Origin of the sequence: Mycobacterium sp. DL (genome assembly GCF_039729195.1) — a bacterium.
Classification (GTDB): Bacteria; Actinomycetota; Actinomycetes; order Mycobacteriales; family Mycobacteriaceae; genus Mycobacterium; species Mycobacterium hippocampi_A.
Genome location: NZ_CP155796.1, coordinates 738,753 through 761,676, shown reverse-complemented (window position 1 = coordinate 761,676; position 22,924 = coordinate 738,753). Strand labels below are relative to the sequence as shown.

General features: G+C 67.2%; 26 protein-coding genes. 7 read left to right on the top strand and 19 right to left on the bottom strand.

Annotation, left to right across the window (positions count from 1 at the left end):
- Positions 1-21: 21 nt before the first annotated feature.
- Genes ABDC78_RS03650 through ABDC78_RS03640 form a run of 3 tightly spaced genes read left to right on the top strand, consistent with a single transcriptional unit; the run spans position 22 to position 3,394 of the window.
- On the top strand, positions 22-1,662 hold the full coding sequence (locus ABDC78_RS03650; RefSeq protein WP_178361389.1) for an HNH endonuclease signature motif containing protein: 1,641 nt from the start codon (positions 22-24) through the stop codon (positions 1,660-1,662).
- A 41-nt stretch (positions 1,663-1,703) separates the two neighbouring features.
- A complete protein-coding gene (locus ABDC78_RS03645) occupies positions 1,704-2,519 on the top strand; it encodes a carbon-nitrogen hydrolase family protein (RefSeq protein ID WP_178361527.1) in 816 nt (271 codons plus the stop codon).
- The gene (locus tag ABDC78_RS03640; protein WP_178361388.1) at positions 2,516-3,394 is read left to right on the top strand and encodes a DUF2993 domain-containing protein; all 879 of its coding nucleotides are present in this window, start codon (positions 2,516-2,518) and stop codon (positions 3,392-3,394) included. The genes ABDC78_RS03645 and ABDC78_RS03640 overlap by 4 nt, the downstream gene beginning before the upstream one ends.
- A gap of 3 nt (positions 3,395-3,397) precedes the next feature.
- Here ABDC78_RS03640 and deoC read toward each other — a convergent pair whose 3' ends face one another.
- The 6 genes from deoC to ABDC78_RS03610 form a co-directional block, all read right to left on the bottom strand.
- Positions 3,398-4,078 (bottom strand): deoxyribose-phosphate aldolase, encoded by a 681-nt coding sequence (gene deoC, locus ABDC78_RS03635; RefSeq protein WP_178361525.1) that lies wholly within the window; start codon positions 4,076-4,078, stop codon positions 3,398-3,400.
- Positions 4,075-4,458, bottom strand: coding sequence for a DUF2599 domain-containing protein (locus ABDC78_RS03630; RefSeq protein WP_178361526.1), 384 nt, complete (start codon positions 4,456-4,458; stop codon positions 4,075-4,077). Before ABDC78_RS03630 ends, deoC begins: the two co-directional genes overlap by 4 nt.
- A 29-nt stretch (positions 4,459-4,487) precedes the next feature.
- Positions 4,488-4,769 carry a DUF2516 family protein gene (locus tag ABDC78_RS03625; protein WP_178361387.1) on the bottom strand — a complete coding sequence of 94 codons (282 nt, stop codon included), beginning with the start codon at positions 4,767-4,769 and terminating at the stop codon, positions 4,488-4,490.
- Positions 4,770-4,830: 61 nt separating this feature from the next.
- Complete coding sequence (locus tag ABDC78_RS03620; protein WP_178361386.1) at positions 4,831-5,439, bottom strand: heparin-binding hemagglutinin; 609 nt, start codon at positions 5,437-5,439, stop codon at positions 4,831-4,833.
- A 17-nt stretch (positions 5,440-5,456) separates the two neighbouring features.
- A complete protein-coding gene (locus tag ABDC78_RS03615) occupies positions 5,457-5,966 on the bottom strand; it encodes a helix-turn-helix transcriptional regulator (protein ID WP_178361385.1) in 510 nt (169 codons plus the stop codon).
- Positions 5,967-6,060: 94 nt separating this feature from the next.
- Complete coding sequence (locus ABDC78_RS03610; RefSeq protein WP_347133315.1) at positions 6,061-7,371, bottom strand: DUF445 domain-containing protein; 1,311 nt, start codon at positions 7,369-7,371, stop codon at positions 6,061-6,063.
- A 126-nt stretch (positions 7,372-7,497) separates the two neighbouring features.
- Here ABDC78_RS03610 and ABDC78_RS03605 point away from each other — a divergent pair, with 126 nt between their 5' ends.
- Together ABDC78_RS03605 and ABDC78_RS03600 are read left to right on the top strand one after the other, a co-directional pair.
- Positions 7,498-8,202, top strand: a complete 705-nt coding sequence (locus ABDC78_RS03605) for a TetR/AcrR family transcriptional regulator (RefSeq protein ID WP_178361383.1) — start codon at positions 7,498-7,500, stop codon at positions 8,200-8,202.
- 4 nt (positions 8,203-8,206) lie between these two features.
- Positions 8,207-9,073 (top strand): polyphosphate kinase 2 family protein, encoded by an 867-nt coding sequence (locus ABDC78_RS03600; protein ID WP_178361382.1) that lies wholly within the window; start codon positions 8,207-8,209, stop codon positions 9,071-9,073.
- 81 nt (positions 9,074-9,154) lie between these two features.
- Here ABDC78_RS03600 and ABDC78_RS03595 read toward each other — a convergent pair whose 3' ends face one another.
- From ABDC78_RS03595 to ABDC78_RS03580, 4 genes are all read right to left on the bottom strand, one after another.
- Complete coding sequence (locus ABDC78_RS03595) at positions 9,155-10,018, bottom strand: hypothetical protein (protein WP_178361381.1); 864 nt, start codon at positions 10,016-10,018, stop codon at positions 9,155-9,157.
- 99 nt (positions 10,019-10,117) lie between these two features.
- Positions 10,118-10,933: a 3-hydroxybutyryl-CoA dehydrogenase gene (locus ABDC78_RS03590; protein WP_178361524.1), complete on the bottom strand. Its 816-nt coding sequence runs from the start codon at positions 10,931-10,933 to the stop codon at positions 10,118-10,120.
- A 200-nt stretch (positions 10,934-11,133) separates the two neighbouring features.
- Positions 11,134-12,420, bottom strand: a complete 1,287-nt coding sequence (gene aceA / locus ABDC78_RS03585; RefSeq protein WP_178361380.1) for an isocitrate lyase — start codon at positions 12,418-12,420, stop codon at positions 11,134-11,136.
- A gap of 270 nt (positions 12,421-12,690) precedes the next feature.
- Positions 12,691-13,464 (bottom strand): acyl-[acyl-carrier-protein] thioesterase, encoded by a 774-nt coding sequence (locus ABDC78_RS03580; RefSeq protein WP_178361523.1) that lies wholly within the window; start codon positions 13,462-13,464, stop codon positions 12,691-12,693.
- Between the two features lie 129 nt (positions 13,465-13,593).
- Here ABDC78_RS03580 and ramB point away from each other — a divergent pair, with 129 nt between their 5' ends.
- Together ramB and ABDC78_RS03570 are read left to right on the top strand one after the other, a co-directional pair.
- Positions 13,594-15,033, top strand: coding sequence for an acetate metabolism transcriptional regulator RamB (ramB, locus tag ABDC78_RS03575; RefSeq protein WP_178361379.1), 1,440 nt, complete (start codon positions 13,594-13,596; stop codon positions 15,031-15,033).
- Positions 15,030-15,572: a carboxymuconolactone decarboxylase family protein gene (locus tag ABDC78_RS03570; protein WP_178361378.1), complete on the top strand. Its 543-nt coding sequence runs from the start codon at positions 15,030-15,032 to the stop codon at positions 15,570-15,572. Before ramB ends, ABDC78_RS03570 begins: the two co-directional genes overlap by 4 nt.
- Before the next feature lie 9 nt (positions 15,573-15,581).
- On the opposite strand, the gene ABDC78_RS03565 is transcribed toward ABDC78_RS03570, so the two are convergent.
- The 9 genes from ABDC78_RS03565 to ABDC78_RS03525 are packed head-to-tail and all read right to left on the bottom strand — an operon-like array spanning position 15,582 to position 22,802.
- On the bottom strand, positions 15,582-15,860 hold the full coding sequence (locus ABDC78_RS03565) for a hypothetical protein (RefSeq protein WP_178361377.1): 279 nt from the start codon (positions 15,858-15,860) through the stop codon (positions 15,582-15,584).
- Entirely contained in the window at positions 15,861-17,255 is a 1,395-nt protein-coding gene (gene lpdA, locus ABDC78_RS03560; protein WP_178361376.1) for a dihydrolipoyl dehydrogenase, read from the bottom strand.
- Between the two features lie 6 nt (positions 17,256-17,261).
- A complete protein-coding gene (locus tag ABDC78_RS03555) occupies positions 17,262-17,879 on the bottom strand; it encodes an ATP-binding cassette domain-containing protein (RefSeq protein ID WP_178361375.1) in 618 nt (205 codons plus the stop codon).
- Positions 17,876-18,646 (bottom strand): ATP-binding cassette domain-containing protein, encoded by a 771-nt coding sequence (locus ABDC78_RS03550; protein ID WP_347133314.1) that lies wholly within the window; start codon positions 18,644-18,646, stop codon positions 17,876-17,878. The genes ABDC78_RS03555 and ABDC78_RS03550 overlap by 4 nt, the downstream gene beginning before the upstream one ends.
- Positions 18,643-19,443, bottom strand: a complete 801-nt coding sequence (locus ABDC78_RS03545; protein ID WP_347133313.1) for an ABC transporter permease — start codon at positions 19,441-19,443, stop codon at positions 18,643-18,645. The genes ABDC78_RS03550 and ABDC78_RS03545 overlap by 4 nt, the downstream gene beginning before the upstream one ends.
- Entirely contained in the window at positions 19,440-20,438 is a 999-nt protein-coding gene (locus ABDC78_RS03540; RefSeq protein WP_178361522.1) for an ABC transporter permease, read from the bottom strand. Before ABDC78_RS03540 ends, ABDC78_RS03545 begins: the two co-directional genes overlap by 4 nt.
- Positions 20,408-22,006 carry an ABC transporter substrate-binding protein gene (locus ABDC78_RS03535; protein ID WP_178361373.1) on the bottom strand — a complete coding sequence of 533 codons (1,599 nt, stop codon included), beginning with the start codon at positions 22,004-22,006 and terminating at the stop codon, positions 20,408-20,410. The genes ABDC78_RS03540 and ABDC78_RS03535 overlap by 31 nt, the downstream gene beginning before the upstream one ends.
- A gap of 60 nt (positions 22,007-22,066) precedes the next feature.
- A complete protein-coding gene (locus ABDC78_RS03530; RefSeq protein ID WP_178361372.1) occupies positions 22,067-22,531 on the bottom strand; it encodes a hypothetical protein in 465 nt (154 codons plus the stop codon).
- Positions 22,524-22,802: a putative holin gene (locus ABDC78_RS03525; protein ID WP_178361371.1), complete on the bottom strand. Its 279-nt coding sequence runs from the start codon at positions 22,800-22,802 to the stop codon at positions 22,524-22,526. Before ABDC78_RS03525 ends, ABDC78_RS03530 begins: the two co-directional genes overlap by 8 nt.
- Positions 22,803-22,924: the final 122 nt, after the last annotated feature.

Below are 22,924 nucleotides of genomic sequence, written 5' to 3'. Positions count from 1 at the left end.
GGTTCCTCTAGAATCGAACATGTGTTCGAAGTTCTACCTTTGGATCCCGCCGATCTCGCGGTGGCGTCTGATGCCGACGTGGTGGACGCCATCGCAGGGTGGGCGCGCGTGGCTACGCAAGCCGAGGCGTTCAAAGTGGCCGCGATCGGAGAGTGGCAGCACCGCAACTGTGCTGATCCCGTCGGCCCGAGATGGGCCTGTGATGACTGGGACAACGCGGCCGCCCAGATCGGGTCTGCGTTGAACATCAGCCCGGGACGCGCATCGGGGCAGATGGATCTGGCGGTCGCACTGCGCGATCGGTTCCCGAAGCTGGGGCGCCGGTTCATGGCCGGGCAGGTCCCTGTCTGGATGGTGTCGATGGTCGTATGGCGCACCGCCCTGGTCGTCGACGGACAGGCCCTGGCTCAGCTCGATTCCGCATTCACCGACGCGATCGACGGGTGGGGCGTGCTGTCGATGGCCAAACTCGAACACGCCATCGACATGTGGATCGACAAGTACGATCCCGACGCGGTTCGCCGAGTCCGCGATCGGATCCGCGGCCGCTCGTTCACAGTCGGCAAACGCGACGACGCCACGGGGACAACCAGCGTCTTCGGGCGGTTGTCTGCTGTGGATGCCGCACTTGTGGAAGAGCGACTGACCGCGATGGTGCGCGGGGTGTGTGACGACGATCCGCGCACCACCGCACAGCGCCGCGCCGACGCGGTGGGCGCGCTGGCGGCAGGGTCCCTGGTGCTGACCTGCCGCTGTGACAACCCCGACTGCGCGGCCGCCACGATCGACGACGGCCGCGCGTCGAGTCTGACCATCCACGCTGTGGCCGACAAGGCATCCCTCGACGCGCCACCCGACCCGGGCTTCAACGGACCCGAACCCGAGCATGCCGTGCCGACCACCGCCGAAGCCCGGGCCAAGCCTGCTGTCAAACTCACCCCAGGTGTCATCGCCGGGACGCGCGGCGCGATCCTGCCCGCGTCCTTGCTGGCCGAGTTGATCGCCCACGGCGCGAAAGTCCGCTTCGTCGGCGGGCCCGACACCATCACCGGCAGCGACGGGTATCGCCCCTCGGTCGCGCTGGCCGAATTCGTGCGCGCCCGCGATCTGACATGCCGCGCTCCCGGTTGTGACCGTCCAGCTGTACACGCCGAGATCGACCACACCCGACCCTGGCCGACTGGTCCGACACATCCGTCAAACCTCAAGTGCTACTGCAAATTTCATCACTTGATCAAAACTTTCTGGGACGGCTGGTCGGACATGCAGTTGCCCGACGGCACCGTGCAGGTGACCACGCCGACCGGTCGCACCTACGTCACCAAACCCTTTTCCAGACTGCTGTTCCCGGGCTGGGAGACCACCACCGCCCCCTCACCCGGGCACGACGAACCCTTGCCGCCGCGCATTCCGGGACGGGAGGTGATGATGCCCAGCCGCCGGTACCCTCGAGAACAGGCACGCCGCTACCGCATCACCGCCGAGCGACGCCTCAATGCCCTTCAACGTGAGCGCGACGTCCAAGCCGCCGCCGGAGCCGCCGCCCGTAAGGCCAAACGGAAGGCGGAAGAACGCCCCGCGCAGCCTGCGGACTACTCCGGGTACTTCGCCCACCCCCGCGATCACCAACCCGACTACGGCGACGACCCACCACCCTTCTGAGATCGGATGCTCGACCTATCCTGGTCGGCATGCGCCAGAACATGCGTGTGGCGTTGGCTCAGATCCGCGCCAGCACCGACCCGACGGCCAACCTCGGCCTGGTCGAGGAGTACACCCTGCGGGCCGCGGAGCAGGGTGCGTCGCTCGTGCTCTTCCCCGAGGCGACCATGTGCCGCTTCGGGATTCCGCTCGGCCCGGTCGCCGAACCGTTGGACGGACCGTGGGCCGGCGCGGTCCGGGGCCTCGCCCGGCGTGCAGGTGTGGCCGTCGTCGCGGGCATGTTCGTCCCGGCCGACGACGGCCGCGTCACCAATACGCTGCTCGCGACCGGTCCGGGGGTGGACGCCCACTACGACAAGATCCACCTCTACGACGCGTTCGGGTTCGCCGAATCCACGACGGTCGCACCCGGTCGGGAGCCCGTCGTGATCGAGGTCGACGGCGTGACGGTCGGCCTGACGCTGTGTTACGACATCCGCTTCCCCGAGCTGTACGTCGAGTTGGCCGAACGCGGCGCCGAGGTGATCACCGCCCACGCGTCGTGGGGCACCGGGCCGGGCAAGCTCGACCAGTGGACGCTGCTCGCCCGCGCCCGCGCCATCGACACGAACAGCATCGTCGCCGCGGTCGGCCAGGCCTATCCCGGCGACGAGATCGCCGCGCTCGGACCTACCGGTGTGGGCGGCAGCGTGGTGGCCTCGGCACTGGGCGAGGTGCTGGCATCCGCAGGTACCGACCCACAGTTGTTGGTCTGCGACGTCGACCTCGACGCGGCACGCAAGGCCCGCAAGACCGTCGCGGTGATGACCAACCGCTCAGGATTCGCTCATCGCAATAGGGCACAATCGCTGACGTGACCGATCCCTGGGCCCCTCGGCCACAGCAGCAACCCGGCCCACCGCAGCCGCAGTTCTCGCAGAACCCACCGCCCGGCTACGGCCCCGGGCCGACATCCGGCGTCCCCCCGGAGGAGGATTCCTCGTTGCCGGCAAAAATCAAGAGGATCTTCAGCGATCCGCTCTCGGTCGTCCTGGCCGTCGTGATCGTGCTGGCGCTGGTCTTCGCCGGCCTGCTCGGCGGTGAGCTCTATGCCCGCAACCGCGCCGACACGGTGGTCGCCTCGGTCGTCGAATGCGTCGTGCAGGACGACGCCACCGCATCGTTCGGGGTGCTGCCCCCCTTCCTGATGCAGCACGTGTCGGGTCACTACACGAACATCAGGATCGAAACCGCGGGCAACCAGCTTCGTGACGCGCAGGGGATGAAGCTCAATCTCGACATCAACGACGTCCGTCTCGAAGACACCCCCACATCGGGTGGCACGGTCGGCTCCCTGGTGGCCAACATCGACTGGTCCGCCGACGGCATCAAACAGACCATTCAGGGCGCGATCCCGCTGATCGGCAGCTTCGTCACCGGGGTGACCACCAACCCGACCGACGGGACGATCGAACTCGAAGGGGCGCTGGGCAGCATCACCACACGCCCCGAGGTCGTCGACGGCAACATCGCGCTGCAGGTCACCAATGTGACCGGGCTGGGCTTCACGCTGCCGCGTGAAGTGGTGCAGCCGGCGCTGGACGCGTTCACGTCCGAGCTGGTCCAGGACTACCCGATGAACATCCGCGCCGACTCGATCCAGGTCACCGATACCGGTGTGGTGAGCCAGTTCTCGACGAGCAACGCCTCGATCCCGAAGCAGAACGACGACCCCTGCTTCGCAGGCCTGTAGGCGTCAGCCGAGACCGTCGAGAACCGCGCGGGTCCCGGAAAGTCCCAACCGCGTCGCGCCCGCATCGAGCATCGCCGAAGCGTCCGCCGCCGTGCGGATTCCACCACTGGCCTTGATGCCGAGACGGCCTCCGACCGTGCCCGCCATCAGCTCGACCGCGCGGGGCGATGCGCCGCCGGCGGGATGAAAGCCGGTGGAGGTCTTGACGAAATCGGCCCCCGCATCCTCTGCGATCCGGCATACGTCGACCAGCAGCGGCGACCCGCTGAACTCCAGCAGCGCCGCCGATTCGACGATGACCTTCAGGACGGTGTCGCCGGGGATCGCCGCACGCACCGCCGCAATGTCGGCAAGCACAGCGTCGAGATCGCCGGCGAGGGCCGCACCAACGTCGATCACCATGTCGATCTCGGCCGCACCGGCGGCCACGGCCAACCGGGACTCCTCTGCCTTGATCGCCGAGAAGTGTTTACCTGACGGGAAACCCACGACCGACGCCACGGGACGATCGGTTGCCAGCGCGGCGGCAACCGACACCATCGTGGGCGACACGCAGAGGGCGAAGACCTCGAACTCGGCGGCCTCGGCGACCAGTCCGACGACATCCGCGTCGGTGGCCTCCGGTTTCAGCAGAGTGTGATCAACGAGCGCCGCGACGTGGTCGCGGGTGTAGGAACCCATCAGAAGGGCTCTTCGGTGCCACCCGGGTTGCATCCGGCAGCGACCATCTGGTCTTCACTGACCTCGGGACGCCACGGCTCGAGGTTCCAGCTGACCTTGCCGGGTTCGACCAGCTCGGCGAACTGCCAGTGGCACATGAACTGTTCTCGCATACCGGGAATCGCCGCGTCGGGCGACAGTGTCAGCACCTCGGCCCAGGCCACGTCGGCCTGCGGCGCAGTGCCCGGGCGCCCCGAGGTGTCCCGGCCGGACGCGGTCGGATAGACCCGCAGGCTGGACAGGTCGCCCCACTTGGCCCACTCGGCATGGTCGACGTACGGCGGCGGTGCGACGGCGGGCGCGGCAGACGCGACGGGAACGACCGCGAGGGGAAACACACACATCGCCGCGGCGGCCGCGAAGGCTCGTCGCACTACCGCGACTTCCCTTGGATCTCAAGGATCTTGGGCCGGACGTCGACGAGGTAGACACCGGATGCCACCGCGGCGATCGCCACACCCATGATGCCCAGCACCAGCGCCAGCAGCACCGCGACACCGAGGATCACCAACCACACCGGCTTGGTCAGCTTGTCGGCCGCGGTGTAGGCGTCGGGCCGCTGCATAGCGGCGTGCACGAATGCGTAGACCGCTGCCACCAGGACAGCGACCTGCAAAACGAAAAGGACGTAACCCACAAGGCCTTGAAGCTCCACGAGCTACAGACTATGCGGGTTACGTCCCTCGGTCGACTCACCCCGTGAGGGGTTCATCGAACTACTTCTGGGTGACCTTCTTGGCCGGAGCCTTCTTGGCCGGCGCCTTCTTGGCGGGGGCCTTCTTGGCTGGAGCCTTCTTCGCGGCCTTCTTCACCGGAGCGGCGGCCTCTTCGGTCTTCTTCGGCAGCTCGACACCGACCAGCTTGGCGGCACGCTCGCCGACCGCGCGGGTCTGCGTCGCGACGGTGCCCAACGCGTCCTGGGTCAGCTCGACGGCCTGATCGGTGTACCCCTCGACCCGGCTGGCAGCCTCCTCCAGCGCAGGCTGGCTGCGCAGGCGCTCCAGGGCGGCCTCGCCGCGCTCGATCAGGCTGTTGTAGGTCGTCTGCGCGGCCTCGGCGTAACCCTCGGCGAACTTACGCAGCTCGTCGGAGTTCAGCCGCTCACGGATGTCGCCGACCTGCGAGGGCAGCTCTTCCTGCAGCTTGTTGATGCGCGCACGGCGCTCGGCGACACGGGTCTCTGCGTCGCTGCGAACCTCGTCGGCACGCTCGCGCAGGGTCGCGACGATCTCGTTGACGCGCTCCAGCGCCAGGTCGGCAGCGCCGACTGCGGCGAGCAGCGGGGCCTTGAGGTCGTCGATCTCGATCTGATTCTTCTCAGCCATGATGATGTCCTTTCGTCTCACTGGGAGTCGGTTGTTGGTGATTGGGTGAGTTGCAGGGGGCTTTGGACGGGACTCGTGTCTGGTTCAGTCGTCGGCTCCTCATCTGCTTCGCTTACGTGGTCTGCCGGCGCCCCAGCGGCCAGTGCAGCTTCGAGAAGGGCGGCCTCGTTCTGCTGACAGAACGAGGTGTAGATGTCGAGCAGCACCTGCTTCTGCCGCTCGTTGATCGCGGTGTCGGTCACGATGGCGTCACGAATCTCGCTGCCCTCCGAAGGCTCGAGGATTCCGGCCCTGATGTAGAGAACCTCTGCGGACACCCGGAGCGCTTTCGCGATCTGGTTGAGCACGTCCGCCGAGGGTTTCCGCAATCCCCGCTCGATCTGACTGAGGTAGGGATTACTGACGCCGGCCTTCTCGGCCAGCTGGCGCACCGACACCTGCGCAGCCTCGCGCTGGGATCGGATGAAGCTCCCGATGTCCTGCGCAGCGTTGGTCACGACCGCGGCAAGATTTTCGTCTTGCGTCATGGCGTGGCCCCCTTCGATGCGATGGGTATCAGGTTGGTAGCGATTTCCACCGTACGACGGGGTGCTAACTTTTGCAAGCACTAGTTAGCGCAGGTCAGAAGAGTATCTGCGCCAGCGAGTAGATGACCAAGCCCGCCAGGGCGCCGACGACGGTGCCGTTGATGCGGATGAACTGCAGGTCGCGGCCCACATGGAGTTCGATTCGGCGGCTCGCCTCCTCGGCGTCCCAGCGCTCGATGGTCTCGGTGATGATCGCTGTGATCTCCGTCCCATACTGACCGACGAGGTGCTGCGCGGCCCGAACGATCCAGTTGTCGACCTTGGCCCGCAGTTCGGCGTCGTCGCGCAGCGATTCGCCGATGTTGACCACCGAGTCGGCGATGCGGGCCCGCAGCGTCGAACTCGGGTCGTCGACGGATTCCAGCAGGATGCGCTTGGCGGCGGTCCAGGCGGTCTCGGCCGCCTTGGTCACCTCGTCGCGGGCCATGATCTGCTCCTTGACGTTCTCGGCGCGCTGGATCGTCGCCTCGTCGTTCTGCAGGTCGGCGGCGAACTCGAACAGGAACTTGGTGGCCGAGCGGCGAAGCTCGTGATCGGGATTGCGACGGACCTTGTCGGTGAAGTCCATCAACTCGCGATGAATCCGATCGCCGATCAGGCCATCGACCCACCGGGGCGACCACGACGGTGAATCGCGTTCGATGACGCGCTCGATGACCTCACCGGAGTTCAGCGACCATTCGAACGCCCGGTCGGCGAGCAGTTGGATCAGCGCTTCCTGCCGCCCCTCCTCCAGCAGCGAGGCCAGCACCCGACCGATCGGCGGACCCCACTGCGGTTCGGCGACCCGCTTGACGATCATCCGGTCCAGCACCTGCTGGATGTCCTCGTCGCGCAGCATCTCCACCAGCACCCGCAGCGCCGTCGACGCCTCGGGCGCGACCCGTTCGGCATTGGTCGGGTGCGCCAGCCACCTGCCGAGCCGACTCGCGACCTCGGCGTCGCGCAGCTTCGTCGACACCACGTCCGGAGACATGAAGTTCTCCCGGACGAAGTCGCCCAGACCTTCGCCCAACTGGTCTTTCTTCCGGCGGATGATCGCCGTGTGCGGGATCGGGATGCCCAGCGGATGCTTGAACAGCGCAGTGACCGCGAACCAGTCCGCGAGTCCGCCGATCATGCCGGCCTCGGCGGCGGCTCGCACGTATCCGACCCAGGGCGCAGCACCGTGGGACTGCGCCCACGAGCAGACGAGGAAGACGATCGCGGCGCCGAGAAGGAAGCTCAGCGCCACGACTTTCATTCGCCGCAGGCCGCGAAGGCGTTCGGCGTCGGCGGCCGAGTCGGCCCCGGCGAGCGTTTCAGCGAAGCTGGGACGCTCTTTGACGTCAGGTCTGTGTGCCACGCCTACATCATCCGCTACGCCAGCAACTGCCCGTCGTGACGTTCCCGCCGTCGTCGTCCCGTGATCCTGCGCCCAGGGGCCGGCGCCGTATCATCGACACGGACTACGGAATGGACTACCGCGAACGTGGCACAACAATCCCCGCCGGTGGCGGTCAAGACCGATGGACGAAAGCGACGCTGGCATAAGCACAAGGTCGAGCGACGCAACGAGTTGGTCGACGGCACCCTGGAGGCGATCCGCCGCCTCGGCAGCAACGTCAGCATGGACGAGATCGCCGCGGAGATCGGCGTGTCCAAAACAGTCCTCTACCGCTACTTCGTCGACAAGAACGACCTCACCACCGCGGTGATGATGCGCTTCGCGCAGACCACCCTGATCCCGAACATGGCCGCAGCCCTGTCGTCGAACCTGGACGGCTACGACCTCACCCGCGAAATCATCCGGGTGTACGTCGAGACCGTCGCCAACGAACCGGAGCCGTACCGGTTCGTGATGGCCAACAACTCGGCCAGCAAGAGCAAGGCCGTCGCCGATTCCGAGCAGATCATCGCCCGGATGCTGGCCGTGATGTTCCGGCGGCGCATGGTCGAGGCCGGGATGGACACCGGCGGGATCGGGCCGTGGGCCTTCCAGATCGTCGGAGGCGTGCAACTGGCGACGCACTCGTGGATGTCGAATCCGCGGATGACCTCCGAGGAGCTGATCGACTACCTGACGATGCTGTCGTGGAGCGCGCTGTGCGGAATCGTCGAGGTGGGCGGGTCCCTGGAGAAATTCCGGCAGAAGCCTCATCCTTCGCCTGTTCTGCCGCCGCGACTGCTTGACTAGGAGCATGAGCGAGCTCTCCGATCTGCCGTCGCTGTGGTCCCACGATCCGCGCGAGGAGCTGATGTTCCGCCGCGGCGACAAGGTGAGCGACATCGACGCCGAAGCCACCCCCGGCTTCCGCGGCAACAAGGCCGATGCGCCCACGCTTCAGGAAGAGCGCAATGTGCGCTTCGCCGAACTGCAGGAGATGCTCTACGCCAACAGCCGCTCCGGCGACACCCGGTCGGTGTTGCTGGTGCTTCAGGGAATGGACACCGCGGGCAAGGGTGGAATCGTCAAACATGTTGTGGGCGGCGCCAATCCGCAGGGCATCAAATACACGAGCTTCGGCAAGCCGACGGCCGAGGAACTGTCACACCACTATCTGTGGCGCATCCGCAACGCCTTGCCGACCGCGGGACACATCGGCGTGTTCGACCGTTCGCACTACGAGGACGTGCTGATCGTGCGCGTGCACAACCTGGTGCCGCAGGACGTATGGGAGCCTCGTTACGACGAGATCAATGCGTTCGAACGCGAACTCGTCGACAGCGGCACCACATTGGTGAAGGTCGCGATGTTCGTCTCCCTCACCGAACAGAAGAAGCGCCTCGCCGCGCGACTCGACCGCCCGGACAAGTACTGGAAGTACAACCCCGCCGATATCGACGAACGGCTCAAATGGCCTCTCTACGAACAGGCTTACCAGGCGATGCTGGACCGGACGTCGACGGATTACGCGCCGTGGCACATCGTGCCGTGCAACCGGAAGTGGTACAGCCGACTGGCGGTCACCGAGTTGCTCATCGACGCCATGAAGCGCCTCAACATGTCCTGGCCGCCACCGGATTTCGACGTCGAAGCCGAGAAGAACCGTTTGGCGTCAGCCTGATCGCCGCGCCGTTCGCCGAGCGCACGGTTTGTGACGATTCTCGGCCGATTTTCATCAGAAACCGTACGTTCGGGTCCCGGTTCAGGCGGCGCCAGCCCAACCGCGCTGGCGTAGCCCGGTTTCAGCGCGCTGCGCTATGTCGTCTGGCCCGTAACGCAGATGGCGTGCGCTGACCCGGACGATGATCCACCCTCGGGCTGCGAGGAACTCCAGTCGAGTGATGTCCTCGGCATGGGCCTCCGGGTCGGTCCAGTGGTGCTCACCGTCGTACTCGACACCGACACAGTATTCGGGCCACCCCATGTCGATGCGGCGCACGACTCGGCCGTCCGCGTTCCTGATCGGGATCTGAGTCACGGGCCTCGGCAGTCCCTTACGTATCAGTAGCAGTCGCACTCGGGTCTCCTGCGGTGACTCAGCACCTCCGTCGACGAGGTCCAGAACCTTTCGCAGGCCGCGGACACCTCTCGCCCCGGGGTGACGCCTACTGATCGCCAGCACGTCAGACACCGGACATCGGGTAGCGTTCAGCAGCGCGTCGATGCGAATGATCGCTTCGTCAGCCGGATCTCGCCGACCCAGGTCGTAGGCCGTTCGAGCGGCCGTCGTGCAATCGATGCGTTGGACCAGACACACCTCGTCGTCAAACAGGTTTTCGCGATGAATCAGGATGCCCGGCACCGTCCCTGATCGGACGCGAATCAGCTCGGCCGGACCGTCTTTCGGCAGCCAGCGGGCACCGTGCATCGCCGCTGCCGAAACTCCGGCCAAAGTGGCCTTGCGCTGCGACCACAGCCACGCGGCCACCGCACGATCCCGCGCCGCCAACACCACGCCCTGTGGGGCGTAGACGTTGTGATGCACTTTGACGAATTGCCGCCGGAGGTCTTGTCGGGTCAACTCTCCGGCCGCGAGGGATTCCGACGCTACGACGAGTTCCTGCACATCGTGTTAGGCGCACTCGAGCGCCGAACGGTTCCCGAATGCACGGATTCTGATGGGAATCCGCGAAGATTCGTCAGAAACCGTGCGCTCGGCGGGAACTCAGTACGTGTAGAAGCCCCTGCCCGACTTCTTGCCGAGCTGGCCGGCCTCGACCATCCGCTGCAGCAGCGGTGGCGGCGCATAGTGTGCGTCCTTGTACTCGTCGTACATCGAGTCGGCGATCAGCTTCATGGTGTCCAGCCCGATGAGGTCGGACAGCCGCAGCGGGCCCATCGGATGCGACAGCCCGGCGACGACGGCCGTGTCGATGTCCTCGACTGTAGCCACCCCGGCCTCGGCCATCCGGATGGCCGACAGCAGGTAGGGAACCAGCAGCGCGTTAACGACGAAGCCGGAGCGGTCGCCGCAGCGCACCACCTTCTTGCCCAGCACCTCGCTCGCGAACTGCTCCACCCGCGCGATCGCGTCATCGGAGGTGACCAGCGTGTTGACCAGCTCCACCAGCGGCAGTACCGGCACCGGGTTGAAGAAGTGCAGCCCCAGCACCCTGCTCGGATTCTTGGTCGCCGCAGCGATTTTCATGATCGGAATGCTCGAGGTGTTCGATGCGAGCACAGCGTCGGGATCGGTGACGACCTCGTCGAGCTGAGCGAACACTTTGGCCTTGACGGCCTCGTCCTCGACGATCGCCTCGATCACCAGCTGGCGGTCGGCGAGGTCGGCGAGGTTCGTGGTGAACGTCAGCCGCGCGAGCGCGATCTCGAAGTCGTCGGCCGCAAGCTTGCCCTTCGCCTTGGCCCGCTCGAGCGAGGCCGTGATCCGCGTGCGACCAGCGTCCGCCAGCTCCTCGCTGGGTTCGTAGACGACGACTTCTGCGCCGGCCTTCGCGCACACCTCGGCGATTCCGCCGCCCATCTGTCCGGCGCCCACGATGCCTACTCGTTCGATGCCTACCCGTTCAATGCTCACTCAAAAGCTCCTCTACATAGCGTCAGACCCCGCTCAAGGTTTCTGAGCGGGGTCTGCGCTGTCAAGCGCGGCGAACGCGCGCGTTGTGTACGGCTTTCACGGCGTGCCGCTGTACAAACACGCGCGCTCGCGGTGCGACGGACGGCTTAGTGGAACTGGCCCTCTTCGGTCGAGCCCGCGAGCGCGGTGGTCGACGAGGTGGGATCCACGGTGGTGGCGATCCGATCGAAGTAGCCGGCGCCGACCTCACGCTGGTGCTTCGTCGCGGTGTAGCCCCGCTCCTCGGCGGCGAACTCGCGCTCCTGCAGCTCGACGTAGGCGCTCATCTGGTTGCGGGCGTATCCGTGGGCCAGATCGAACATCGAGTAGTTCAGGGCGTGGAAGCCAGCAAGGGTGATGAACTGGAACTTGAAGCCCATCGCGCCGAGCTCGTTCTGGAACTTCGCGATCGTCGCGTCGTCCAGGTGCTGCTTCCAGTTGAACGACGGCGAGCAGTTGTAGGCCAGCATCTGGTCCGGGAACTCGCTCTTGACGCCCTCGGCGAACTTCTTGGCCAGCTCCAGATCCGGGGTGCCGGTCTCCATCCAGATCAGGTCGGAGTACGGCGCGTAGGACTTGGCGCGGGCGATGCAGGGCTCGAGGCCGTTCTTGACGCGGTAGAAACCTTCCTTGGTCCGCTCACCGGTGATGAACGGCTGGTCGCGCTCGTCGACGTCGGAGGTGATCAGCGTGGCTGCCTCGGCGTCGGTGCGAGCGATGACGACCGTGGGGACGTCGGCGACGTCGGCCGCCAGGCGGGCCGAGGTGAGCGTGCGGATGTGCTGCTGGGTCGGGATCAGCACCTTGCCACCGAGGTGGCCGCACTTCTTCTCCGAGGCCAGCTGGTCCTCCCAGTGCGATCCGGCGACACCGGCGGCGATCATGGCCTTCTGCAGCTCGTAGACGTTGAGTGCGCCACCGAAGCCGGCTTCGCCGTCGGCGACGATCGGGGCCAGCCAGTTCTCCACGGACCGGTCGCCCTCCACCTTGGCGATCTGGTCGGCGCGCAGCAGCGCGTTGTTGATGCGACGGATCACCTGCGGCACCGAGTTGGCCGGGTACAGGCTCTGGTCTGGGTAGGTGTGGCCGGACAGGTTCGCGTCACCGGCGACCTGCCACCCGGACAGGTAGATGGCCTTGAGTCCGGCACGGACCTGCTGGACGGCCTGGTTGCCGGTCAGCGCGCCCAGCGAGTTGACGTACTCCATGTCGTGCAGTTGCTCCCAGAGCACCTCGGCGCCGCGGCGCGCCAGCGTGCTCTCCTCGACGACGTGGCCCTGGAGCGCGACGACGTCCTGCGGGGTGTAGGTACGGCTGATGCCCTTCCAGCGGGGGTTGTTGTCCCAGTCGTGCTGGATCTGCTCGGGGCTCTTCGGTGTGCCAACGGTCGACATTGACTGCTCCTTCGGTGTTGCAAGTCGCTGGAGACCCTGCGGGCCTCTGCGGTTTGTTAACGCTCCAGCTTCTTGTGCTGGTGTGCTTACACGAGCATGCACCAACCTATAACCGCAGGTCCACCGCTTTAGATTGCCAATTTTCGCCAACACGCCTCGACGATTTGCAAAGTTTGCGAAGGCCACTCGGCACTGAACCGGTTCAGTAGTTACTAGCCAGTAACCGAATTCGCGCAGGTCAGTACGCTCGTACTGTTTAACGGAAGGGGTTCAGAGGGAGAACAGCGAAGCGACCGCTTTGGTCTCTTCGCCGACCGCATATGTGAGCGTTGTAACAGTGCGATCGGCGAGCTCCGAGCCGAATCTGTCGGTCGAACCCGCCGGATACACGTGCCGGATGATCTCGAGCTTGTCACCCAGGGCGACCGGCAGGTCGTGCTCGATGGTCACCCGCAGCGGTCCGGCCATCAGCTCCGGCTGCACGGTGAGGTAGTCCTCGATGACGCTCCAGTACACGGAGTTGTTCATGTGGTCGAAGATGTCGATGTCGCTGACCCGCACGGGATAGGCACGCACATCAACGGCATCGTCGCGACTACCGGGCTTCAGGTAGGCCTTCCACCGCAACCGGTCGACGTCGGTGGTGCGCTGCAGTCCCTCGATGAAGTCGTCGGAGATGCGCGCGGGCCCCTGGGTCTCGCGGTTGATGTTGATCCAGAACGCCTCGGATTCCATCAGCCCGCCACGCCGGCCTTCTATGCGCACCCGCATGTCGCACCAACGGTTGGAGGTGCCCGAGCACCAGCGGCGCAACCGGAGCATGTCCTTGAACACGATGGGCTCGATCAGGTCGACCATCGTCCGGCGCACGATCCACAGCGGGTGGGTCTCCTCGAAGCCCATCTCGCGCAGCTGGTCCGAGCCGATGTCCTGAATGTGCCGGGTCGCCGCATCGAACTTGAGCCTGCCCGTGCGGTCGACGTCGGCCACCCGCAGCGGCCATTCCACGTCGAACACGTCCGGGTGCGGGTCCGGAACGGGCATCAGCGCCTTTCCCAGCCCGCTGACCTGACCGGTGGTACTCACGGATGCCGATACTGCCACACGCACCGGATTGCCAATGATGCAAATCGAACCTTCGCAACGGTGCTAGTCGCGGTTACGCTGGTGATCGTGGCCAAAACGTTCGTCGGTGCCCGCCTGCGGCAACTGCGAAGCGAACGCGGATTCAGCCAGGCCGCGCTGGCGCAGATGCTGGAGATCTCCCCCAGTTACCTCAATCAGATCGAGCACGACGTGCGCCCGCTGACCGTGGCCGTCCTGCTGCGCATCACCGAGGTTTTCGGCGTCGACGCGACGTTCTTCGCCTCCCAGGACGACACCCGACTGATCGCCGAACTGCGGGAGGTCCTCATGGACCGCGATCTCGACGTCGACGTCGACCCGACCGAGATCGCCGACATGGTCGGCGCGCACCCGTCGCTGGCCCGCGCCATGGTCAACCTGCACCGCCGCTACCAGCTCACCACCACTCAGTTGGCGGCCGCGACCGAGGACCGGTTCGGCGAGGGGCGCGGCGGCTTCAGCTCAGGGTCCGGAACCATCACCATGCCTCACGAAGAGGTGCGCGACTACTTCTACCAACGCCAGAACTACCTGCACGAACTCGACACCGCAGCCGAGGACCTGACCGCCGGCATGCGGATCCAGCGGGGCGATCTCGTCGGCGACCTCGCGGACCGTCTTCGAATCGTGCACGGCGTCAGGATCATTCGCCGTATCGACCTGGGCGAGGGCGTCCTGCACCGTTACGACCCGCCGTCGAAGACCCTCGAGATCAGTGCCCACCTGTCCTCCGGGCAGACGGTGTTCAGGATGGGCGCCGAACTGGCCTACCTCGAGTGCGGCGACCTGATCGACAGGCTGGTCGGCGACGGACACTTCACCAGCGAGGAGTCCCAGCGGCTGGCGCGACTGGGGCTGGCGAACTACTTCGCCGCCGCGACCGTGCTGCCGTACGGCCACTTCCACGAGGTGGCCGAGAAGTTCCGCTACGACGTCGAGCGTCTCTCCGCGTACTACTCGGTGAGCTACGAGACCGTCTGTCATCGGCTCTCGACGCTTCAGCGACCCTCGATGCGGGGCGTACCGTTCTCCTTCGTCCGCGTCGACCGCGCCGGCAACATGTCGAAACGCCAGTCCGCCACCGGTTTCCACTTCTCCTCCAGCGGCGGCACGTGCCCGCTGTGGAACGTCTACGAGACGTTCGCCAACCCCGGCAAGATCCTGGTGCAGCTCGCGGAGATGCCGGACGGACGAAGCTACATGTGGGTGGCGCGGACCGTGGAGCGCCGGGCGTCGCGCTATGGTCAGGCAGGTAAGACGTTCGCGATCGGCCTGGGCTGCGAACTGCGCCATGCGCAGCGGCTGGTCTACTCGGAGGGCGTGGATTTGTCCGGTGACCCCAGCGTTCGGGCGACCCCGATCGGCGCCGGCTGCCGGGTGTGCGAACGCGACAACTGTCCGCAGCGCGCTTTCCCTGCGCTGGGGCGTGCGCTGGACATCAACGAACACCGCTCGACGGTGTCCCCCTATCTGGTGAGGCAAATGTGAGTGCACCTGCCCGTGTCCCGCCCGGCGGGTTCAAGGAGCTGGGACCGATCAACTGGGCCATCGCGAAGATCGGCGCCCGTGGAATCCGCAGGCCGAGGTTCAGCCTGATGAACGTACTGGGCCAGCACCGGCTGCTGTTGCCGGTGTGGTTGCCGCTGTCGGCGTATCTGCTCTACGCGGGCAAGCTCTCGCGCCGCGACGCCGAGACGGTGATCCTGCGTGTCGGCCATCTGCGCGAATGCGAGTACGAACTGCAGCAGCACCGCAGGCTGGCCCGCAGCCGGGGGCTGACCGCGGACCTGCAGGCCAAGATCTTCGAGGGCCCCGATGCCGAGGGGCTCACCGACCGCGAGCGGGTGTTGATCACCGCCACCGACGAGTTCGTCGTCACCCGCGGGGTGTCGCCGCAGACCTGGCAGGCCCTGGCCGGCTTCTACACCAAGCCGCAGCTGATCGAATTCTGTTTGCTGGCAGCACAATACGACGGGCTTGCGGCCACCATCAGCACGCTCGGGGTGCCGCTGGACTTTCCCGACTGAGCTGCCGGTTCACAGATACGTCACGCCGAGCACGGCCAGGGACAGCAACACCGGGGACACCGGCAGCGCCCACAGGAACACCGCCCACGCTTCGGCCTTGCGGGTCTTGAGTTTCCACTTTCGCCAGCCCAGATATCCGGCGGCGATCCCGACGGCGATCGACACCGCGGACACAACCAGCACCCAGGTGGAGACCTCCGTCGACGCCATCGCCGCCGAGATGCCGACCAGCCACAGGATGTGACCGACCACCAGCCCGCCGATACCGGCGATCCAGATCGCTCTCAACTAGAAGTTGATCATGTGGCCGGCCAATCCGTGGAAGCACTCCTGCAGCGCCTCGGACATGGTCGGGTGGGTGTGCACGTTGCGGGACAGCTCGTTGACCGTCAGATCCCACTTCTGCGCCAGCGTCAGCTCGGGCAGCAGTTCGGAGACGTCGTGGCCGATCAGGTGCCCACCGAGCAGTTCGCCGTACTTGGCGTCGGCGATCAGCTTGACGAAGCCGCTGGGGTCCCCGAGGCCGTGCGCCTTGCCGTTGGCCGTGAACGGGAACTTCGCGACCTTGACGTCGTAACCTTCCTCGCGGGCCTGCTCCTCGGTGAGGCCGAAGCTGGCGACCTGGGGCTGGCAGAACGTGGCGCGCGGCATCATCCGGTAGTCGCCGAACGCCAAAGTCTCGGCGCCGGCGATGGTTTCGGCTGCGACCACGGCCATCGCCTCGGCCACGTGCGCCAGCTGCAGCTTGGCGGTCACGTCGCCGATCGCGTAGATGTGGCTCACGTTGGTGCGCATGTAGTCGTCGATGCCGATGGCCTTGCGATCGGTCAGCTCGACGCCGGCCTTGTCCAACCCGAAACCCTCGACGTTGGGGGCGAAGCCGATGGCCTGCATCACCTTGTCGGCCTTGAGCTCCTCGGACTTGCCGTCCTTGCTCACGGTGACGGTGACCTGCTTGCCGTCATCGTCGATCGATTCGACCTTGGTGCCGGTGAGGATCTTCACGCCCAGCTTCTTGTACTGCTTCTCGATCTCCTTGGAGACCTCGGCGTCCTCGTTGGGCAGTGCGCGGGGCAGGAACTCGACGATGGTGACGTCGACGCCGTAGTTCTTCAGCACGTACGCGAACTCCATGCCGATCGCACCGGCGCCGGCGATGATGATCGACCCCGGCAGCTCGCGGGTCATGATCTGCTTCTCGTAGGTGACGACGTTCTCCGACAGCGACGTGCCGGGCACCAGCCGGGTGCTCGAGCCGGTCGCGATGATCGCGTTGTCGAACTCGACTTTTTCGGTGCCGCCCTCGTTGAGGTCCACCTCGATGCTGTTGGCGCCGGTGAACTTGCCGTAGCCGTGGATCTCGGTGATCTTGTTCTTCTTCATCAGGAAGTGCACACCGGCGACTCGGCCGTCGGCCACCTTGCGGCTGCGGTCGAACGCGGCGCCGAAGTCGAAGTTCGCTTCGCCACTGATGCCGAACGATTTGGCTTCCTTGGTGAAGATGTGTGCGAGCTCGGCGTTGCGCAGCAACGCCTTCGACGGGATGCACCCGACGTTGAGGCACACCCCGCCCCAGTATTTGGGCTCGATGATGGCGGTGCTCAGCCCCAGTTGGGCGGCGCGAATGGCCGCGACGTATCCGCCGGGGCCGGCTCCGAGAACGACGACGTCATAGTGGGTCACGCTTACCTACCCTAATGGTCGCGGCAAGGCGAGCGCGTGGTCGGTCAGCGCCGAGATGAGCGCCGGGTCGTGACTGACCAGGACGACGACGGCACCGTCGTCGGCGATCTCCCGCAGCAGTGTCATCACAGACCCGGTGGCGATCGGGTCCAGCATCGCGGTCGGTTCGTCACAGAGCACCGTCGCCGCCCGCTGCGCGAGCACCCGGCCCAGGCACGCACGCTGCAGTTGCCCGTCGCTGACCTGCCCCGGATAGCGGTCGAGGAGCGTCGTGTCCAGACCGGCGCGGGCCGCCACGTCGGCGACGGCTACCCGCTCACCGCGGATCAGGGCCGGCTCGCTGATGGTCTGGCGCAGCGTCCACCGCGGATTGCACACCTGCCGCGGATGCTGCGCCAGCAGCGCCACAGACCCCTTCGGGGCCGTCGGAGCGCCGTGGTGGCGGACCACGCCGGCATCGGGGGTCTGCAGTCCTGCCAGCACCCGCAGCAGCGTGGTCTTGCCGCTGCCGGAGGCTCCGGTGATGCCGGTGATGGTCCCCGCCGGAGCACTGACGTCAACGCCGTCGAGCACGGTCGTCGCGCCGTAGGCAACCGTGACACCGGTCGCCTGCAACCCGGTCACACCGGCACCGTGCCGATCAGCGCCCGGGTGTACGGGTCGGTGCTGGCGGTGGCCTCGGTCATCGGCATCTGTCGGAGCACCGTGCCGCGTGCCATCAGGGCCACGTCGTTGCAGACACCGGCGCGCAGCAGTGACGGCAGGTCGTGGGTGATCACCAGCACGCCCGCACCGTCGGCGGCGGCGTCGCCGAGCAATCTCCAGACCACGGCGGCGTTGTCCGGATCCAGCGCGGACGTCGGCTCGTCGGCGAGCAGCAGACCGGGCCGCCCGGCCAGCGCGGCCGCGATCGCCACCCGCTGCGCCATGCCGCCGGACAGCTCGTGCGGATAGCGGGCCACCACGTCGGAGGGCAGCGCGACGGCCGCGCACAGCTGTTCGGGTGTCCGGTCGGCTCCGAGCCGGGCGCAGATCTCGGCGAGCTGGGACCCGACGGTGCGCACCGGGGTGAACGACGTCGCCGCCGACTGCGGCACCAGCCCGACGTGGCGGCCGCGCAGCTCACGCCATCCCCGCTCGTCGTCGGGGCGCATCTCGGTCTCCCCCACCAGCACCGCGCCCCGCACCCGCGACCCCGGGGGCATCAACCCGGCCAGAGCCGCCGCGACAAGCGATTTGCCGCAACCGGATTCGCCGACCAACGCGGTGACGGTGCCGCGCCCGACGTCGAGGTCGACGCCGTCGAGCACTCGGACCGCCGCGGAGTCGCGACCACTGCGGGTCGCGATGTCGACGGTGAGGCCGCGCAGTCGGGCGGCGGTCGCAGTCACCACACCTGCCCCACGGGTGGCCGGTGACGACGACGGGCCAGGGTGCCTGCGGCCGCGAACGCCAGCGCCGTCGCGATGAGCGCCGTGGCGGGAACCGCCAGCGTCCACCACGCACCGGCGAGGACGTTGCCGCGAGCCTCGCTGAGCAGTGTGCCCAGACTGGCCCGGTCCGGCGAGAGCCCGACGCCGAGGAACGACAGCGTCGATTCGTGCCAGACGGCGTGCGGCAGCAGCATCACCATCGCGACCAGTGCCTGCCCGGTGACCGCGGGCACCAGGTGTCTGCGCGCGACGAACCATCGCGACGCACCGGCCAACTGCGACGTCTGCACCCAGCCGGCACCGGCCACCGCGAGCAGTTCTGCACGGACCACCCGGGCCACCGCCGGCCAGTGCGTCAGCGCGATCGAGACGACGATCGCCAATGGCGCGCCACGCCACATGGCGGCGATGACGATTCCGACCACCAGGTGCGGCAGCGCGTTGAAGCCGTCGACCAACCGCATCACCACCGCGTCGACCCAACCGCCGACCAGCGCCGCCGCCACCCCGATCACCATGCCCAGCGCCGTCGCGGCGACCGCGCAGATCGCGGCGATCAGCAGCGACATCCGCAATCCCTCGGCGGTGCGGGCCAGCAGGTCGTAACCCGAATGGTCGGTACCCGCCAGATGTTCGCGACCCGGCGGCCGCAACGCCGCAGCGAAGTCGGCGACCTGTTCACCTGCCAGCAGCGGGATCCCGACAGCTGCCGCCACGATCACGCCGAGCACGGCCAGCGGCCACTCCCGCTTCACGCCGTCATCCTCACGCGCGGATCGATCGCGACCGCGGCGGCGTCAGACAGCGCAGAACCTGCCAGCACCGCCGCAGCCGAACCGACGGTCAGCGCGGCCAGCAATGGAAAGTCCAGGGCAGCAGCAGATTCCACGAGCACGGCAGCCATCCCGGGCCAGCCGAAGACGGTCTCGACGATTGCAGCTCCGGCGATCAGCTCGGGCAGCCGGGTACCCAGGAGCGCAAGGGTGGGCAGCACCGACACCGGAGCGATGTGCCCGCGCAGCAACGCCCACCCGTGCACGCCACGGGCCCGCGCCCCCCGCACCGCGTCGGAGTCACAACTCTCCGCGACCGCGGTCCTGGTGGTCAGCAGCAGCCACGGCACCATCGACACGGTGAGCGCGATCCACGGCAGGATCGCGTACCGCAGCACCCCTTCCACCGAGTACGCCGCGCCGGGCGCCGCAGCGCCGGACGCCGGGAGCCACCGCAGGCTGACGGCGACCACCATCACCAGCGCGAGCGACACCACAAAAGGCGGCACCGCGGCGAACGTCACCGAGAAGCCGCTGCACAGCCGGTCGATCAGCCCGCCGCGACGCATGCCCGCGACACAGCCGAGCAGGATCGCCACCGTCGCCGCGGTCAGCAGCGCCGCACCCGAGAGCACCAGCGTGAACGGCATCCGCTCGGCCAACACGGTGGTGACCGGCTGCGACTGGGTCGTCGAGAAGCCCAGGTCCCCCGAGGCCAGGCCCTGCACCCAGTGCCACCAGGCCTGCCACCAGGGCAGGTCGGTGTCGTAGGCGGCGCGCATGGCCTCGCGTTGTGAGGGTGTCGCCCGCTGGTAGTTGGCGCCGAGATAGGCGGCCAGCGGGTCGAACGGCGACAGCGACGCCACGGCGAACATCGCCGCCGAAATCGCGGCGATCAGCGGGACGGCGATCGCCGACCGGATGACCAGCAGTCGACCCGTAGGTGTCAGCGTGTCCACGCCGCGACATTCCACCATGGTCCCCACGACACACCGTGCGAGTGCGGTTCCATGATCGGTGCCGACTGCTGCCAGCCGAGGTCGCGATAGCCGTAGGTGTGGTCGAGGAACGCCAGGAACACGTGTGACGGTGCCGCCGCGTAGGTGGACTGGATCTGGCGGTAGAGCTCGTCTTTGGCCGGCCCCGGCGCCGACTGGGCGGCCCGTTCGAGCAACTCGTCGAGACCGGGCGCGGTGAAGTTTCCGGGGTTGGAGTACGGCGACGAATCGGGCACCCGAGTGTGCAGCGTGTCGTAGACCTGCGAGTCGATGCTGTAGGGCGTCGAACCGCCACCGAGCACCACCGCGGATTCCGCGAAGCTGGTGTCGATCTCGTCCCAACTCGTGCCGCGCGGTCGGACGTCGATGCCCAGCGGTTTCATCGCCGCCGCGTATGCCACCGCCAGGTCACGGCGCAACGTGTCCTGGGCGTTGTAGAGAAGCTCGAATGACGCTCGGGCACCGTCTTTTTCGCGGATGCCGTCGGGCCTCGTCCGCCAGCCGGCCTCGTTGAGGAGCGTCGCCGCCCGGTCGATGTCGAACGGGTACTCCGCGTCCGGGTTGTAGGCCGTGCCGTACACCGCGGCCACCGGGGTGCTCGCGGCCCGGCCGTACCCGACCAGTACGTCGCGCACCATCGCCTCGCGGTCGACGCCCAGGTTCATCGCGAGCCGGGCGCGGACATCGGCGGTGAACGGGTTGCCCGCGGGAAGTGAGATACCGCGCCAGTCGGCCGATTCGGCGGACACCGTGCTGATGTCGCCGCCGTCGATCGAATCGATCAGCCGCGGAGGCAGGTTCGTGCCGTCGGCGGCACCGGAGACCATGCTCTGCGCACGCGCGTTGTCGTCGGGCATGTAGGTGTAGACGATGCGCTCGACCTGTGCCGGTTCGCCCCAGTAGTCGTCGCGCGCCACCAGCACCGCCTGGTCGGGACGCAGGCTCTCGAGCCGGTAGGGGCCCGTGCCGACGGGCTCGGTGTTGACGGCCCAATCCGCGGCGGGAGCGGGCTCGACCTTCTCCGACGGAAGGATGCCGAGCAGCAGATAGGGGCGCGGGTCAGCGGCGGTGTTCATCTCGACGGTGACGGCGTCGGGGCCGTCGGCGGTGATGGTCACGATCGGGGCCACCGACGTCGAGATCTCCGATGCCACCGCGGGATCGCGCACCGCGGTGTACGTCGCAACGACGTCGGCGGAATCGAGCGTGCTGCCGTCGGAGAACATCACTGCGCTGCGCAGCGGCACCCGCCACCGGTTCGGGCCTGCCGGCTGCGGCTCGTCCTGTGCCAGCGCCGGAACCAGTTCGGGGACTGCGGTGTCGTCGGACGAACTCGGCCGGTAGAGGCCGTCGTAGAGCGGGGACACCCCGGATTCGGAATAACCGTTGACCGGGTTGTAGCCCCCGAGTTCGTAGCCCTCGGCGAGCACGATCTGCGCGGTGTCCTGATCCTCCGAGGGGGCGGCGCACCCCGCGAGCACCGCAGCGGTCACCGCGACGACAAGACAGCGCGCAGCACGCAGCGGGCGACCACCGGAGGGATTCATGTGTCTATCTGAACATATGAACGGTGGGGTGGGCGATCCGACCCCGTGCCGGCGATCCGACTACCGGGTGATCCACCCGAACACGTAGCCGCCGTAGAGGACCGCCGCAACGGCGGTGGACGCCAGCGGCGACGACATCAGCGCGATGGCCACCGCCGAGGACACCGGCTTGCCCTGAATCATGGCGGTGAGCAGGCTTCCGACGATGCACGCCACGACGTAGACCAGCACGACGAACACCGGCATGGTCTTGTCCGGGGAGTGGAACCACCAGTAGTACAGGCCGAGGCCGGCGGCCGCCGCGACGAGCCAGACACCTGCGACGACGAACACGAACGTCCACCGGCTGAGGTACTGGGCGACACCGGGAACGGCGACGGGCTGGGCCGGGTGCGGCGAGATCTCCACGGGTTCGGCCGGTGCCGGCTCGTCCATCAGTCCCTGCGCGGTGAAGGATCCGGTGAACTCGGGCCGGAACGGCTCGGTGTGCTCACCCGGGAGTGCGTTTCGGCCGGTGTCAGGCACCGGATGCCACCTGGACTGCGGCGAGAGCGCCGAACCAGCCGGGCCCGATGGCCAGGACCATCGCGCCGACCGCGGTGACCCAGCGTCGGCCCGACATCAGGATCGTCAGCATGCCGATCACGCTGGGGACCCCGACGACAAGTGCGATCACGACGTCCGGCCGGACGGTCGCGGTGACCTCGATGGCGGCGGCGAGCGCGGCCATCATGCCGAGAGCGACACCGACGATCATCACTCCGGCCAACACCGATGCACGCGGCAGCGGAATCACGTTTCTGACGATAACGCCGCACGGCCCGAAAACCCGGGCGGCGCGCCCTAGCCCAATCGCGGAATAGCGTTCCTGGTCGTGCCCGAGGCCAATTCCGCAGCCAGGAACGCTATTCCGCGGGT

Coding starts and splice junctions, on each gene's coding strand:
- ABDC78_RS03535 (WP_178361373.1), bottom strand. CDS start 22,006: ATGAATCCCTCCGGTGGTCGCCCGCTGCGTGCTGCGCGCTGTCTTGTC.
- ABDC78_RS03580 (WP_178361523.1), bottom strand. CDS start 13,464: ATGCCCGTTCCGGACCCGCACCCGGACGTGTTCGACGTGGAATGGCCG.
- ABDC78_RS03645 (WP_178361527.1), top strand. CDS start 1,704: ATGCGTGTGGCGTTGGCTCAGATCCGCGCCAGCACCGACCCGACGGCC.
- ABDC78_RS03590 (WP_178361524.1), bottom strand. CDS start 10,933: ATGGGCGGCGGAATCGCCGAGGTGTGCGCGAAGGCCGGCGCAGAAGTC.
- ABDC78_RS03540 (WP_178361522.1), bottom strand. CDS start 20,438: ATGGTGGAATGTCGCGGCGTGGACACGCTGACACCTACGGGTCGACTG.
- ABDC78_RS03615 (WP_178361385.1), bottom strand. CDS start 5,966: ATGACGCAAGACGAAAATCTTGCCGCGGTCGTGACCAACGCTGCGCAG.
- ABDC78_RS03600 (WP_178361382.1), top strand. CDS start 8,207: ATGAGCGAGCTCTCCGATCTGCCGTCGCTGTGGTCCCACGATCCGCGC.
- ABDC78_RS03630 (WP_178361526.1), bottom strand. CDS start 4,458: ATGTGTGTGTTTCCCCTCGCGGTCGTTCCCGTCGCGTCTGCCGCGCCC.
- aceA (WP_178361380.1), bottom strand. CDS start 12,420: ATGTCGACCGTTGGCACACCGAAGAGCCCCGAGCAGATCCAGCACGAC.
- ABDC78_RS03620 (WP_178361386.1), bottom strand. CDS start 5,439: ATGGCTGAGAAGAATCAGATCGAGATCGACGACCTCAAGGCCCCGCTG.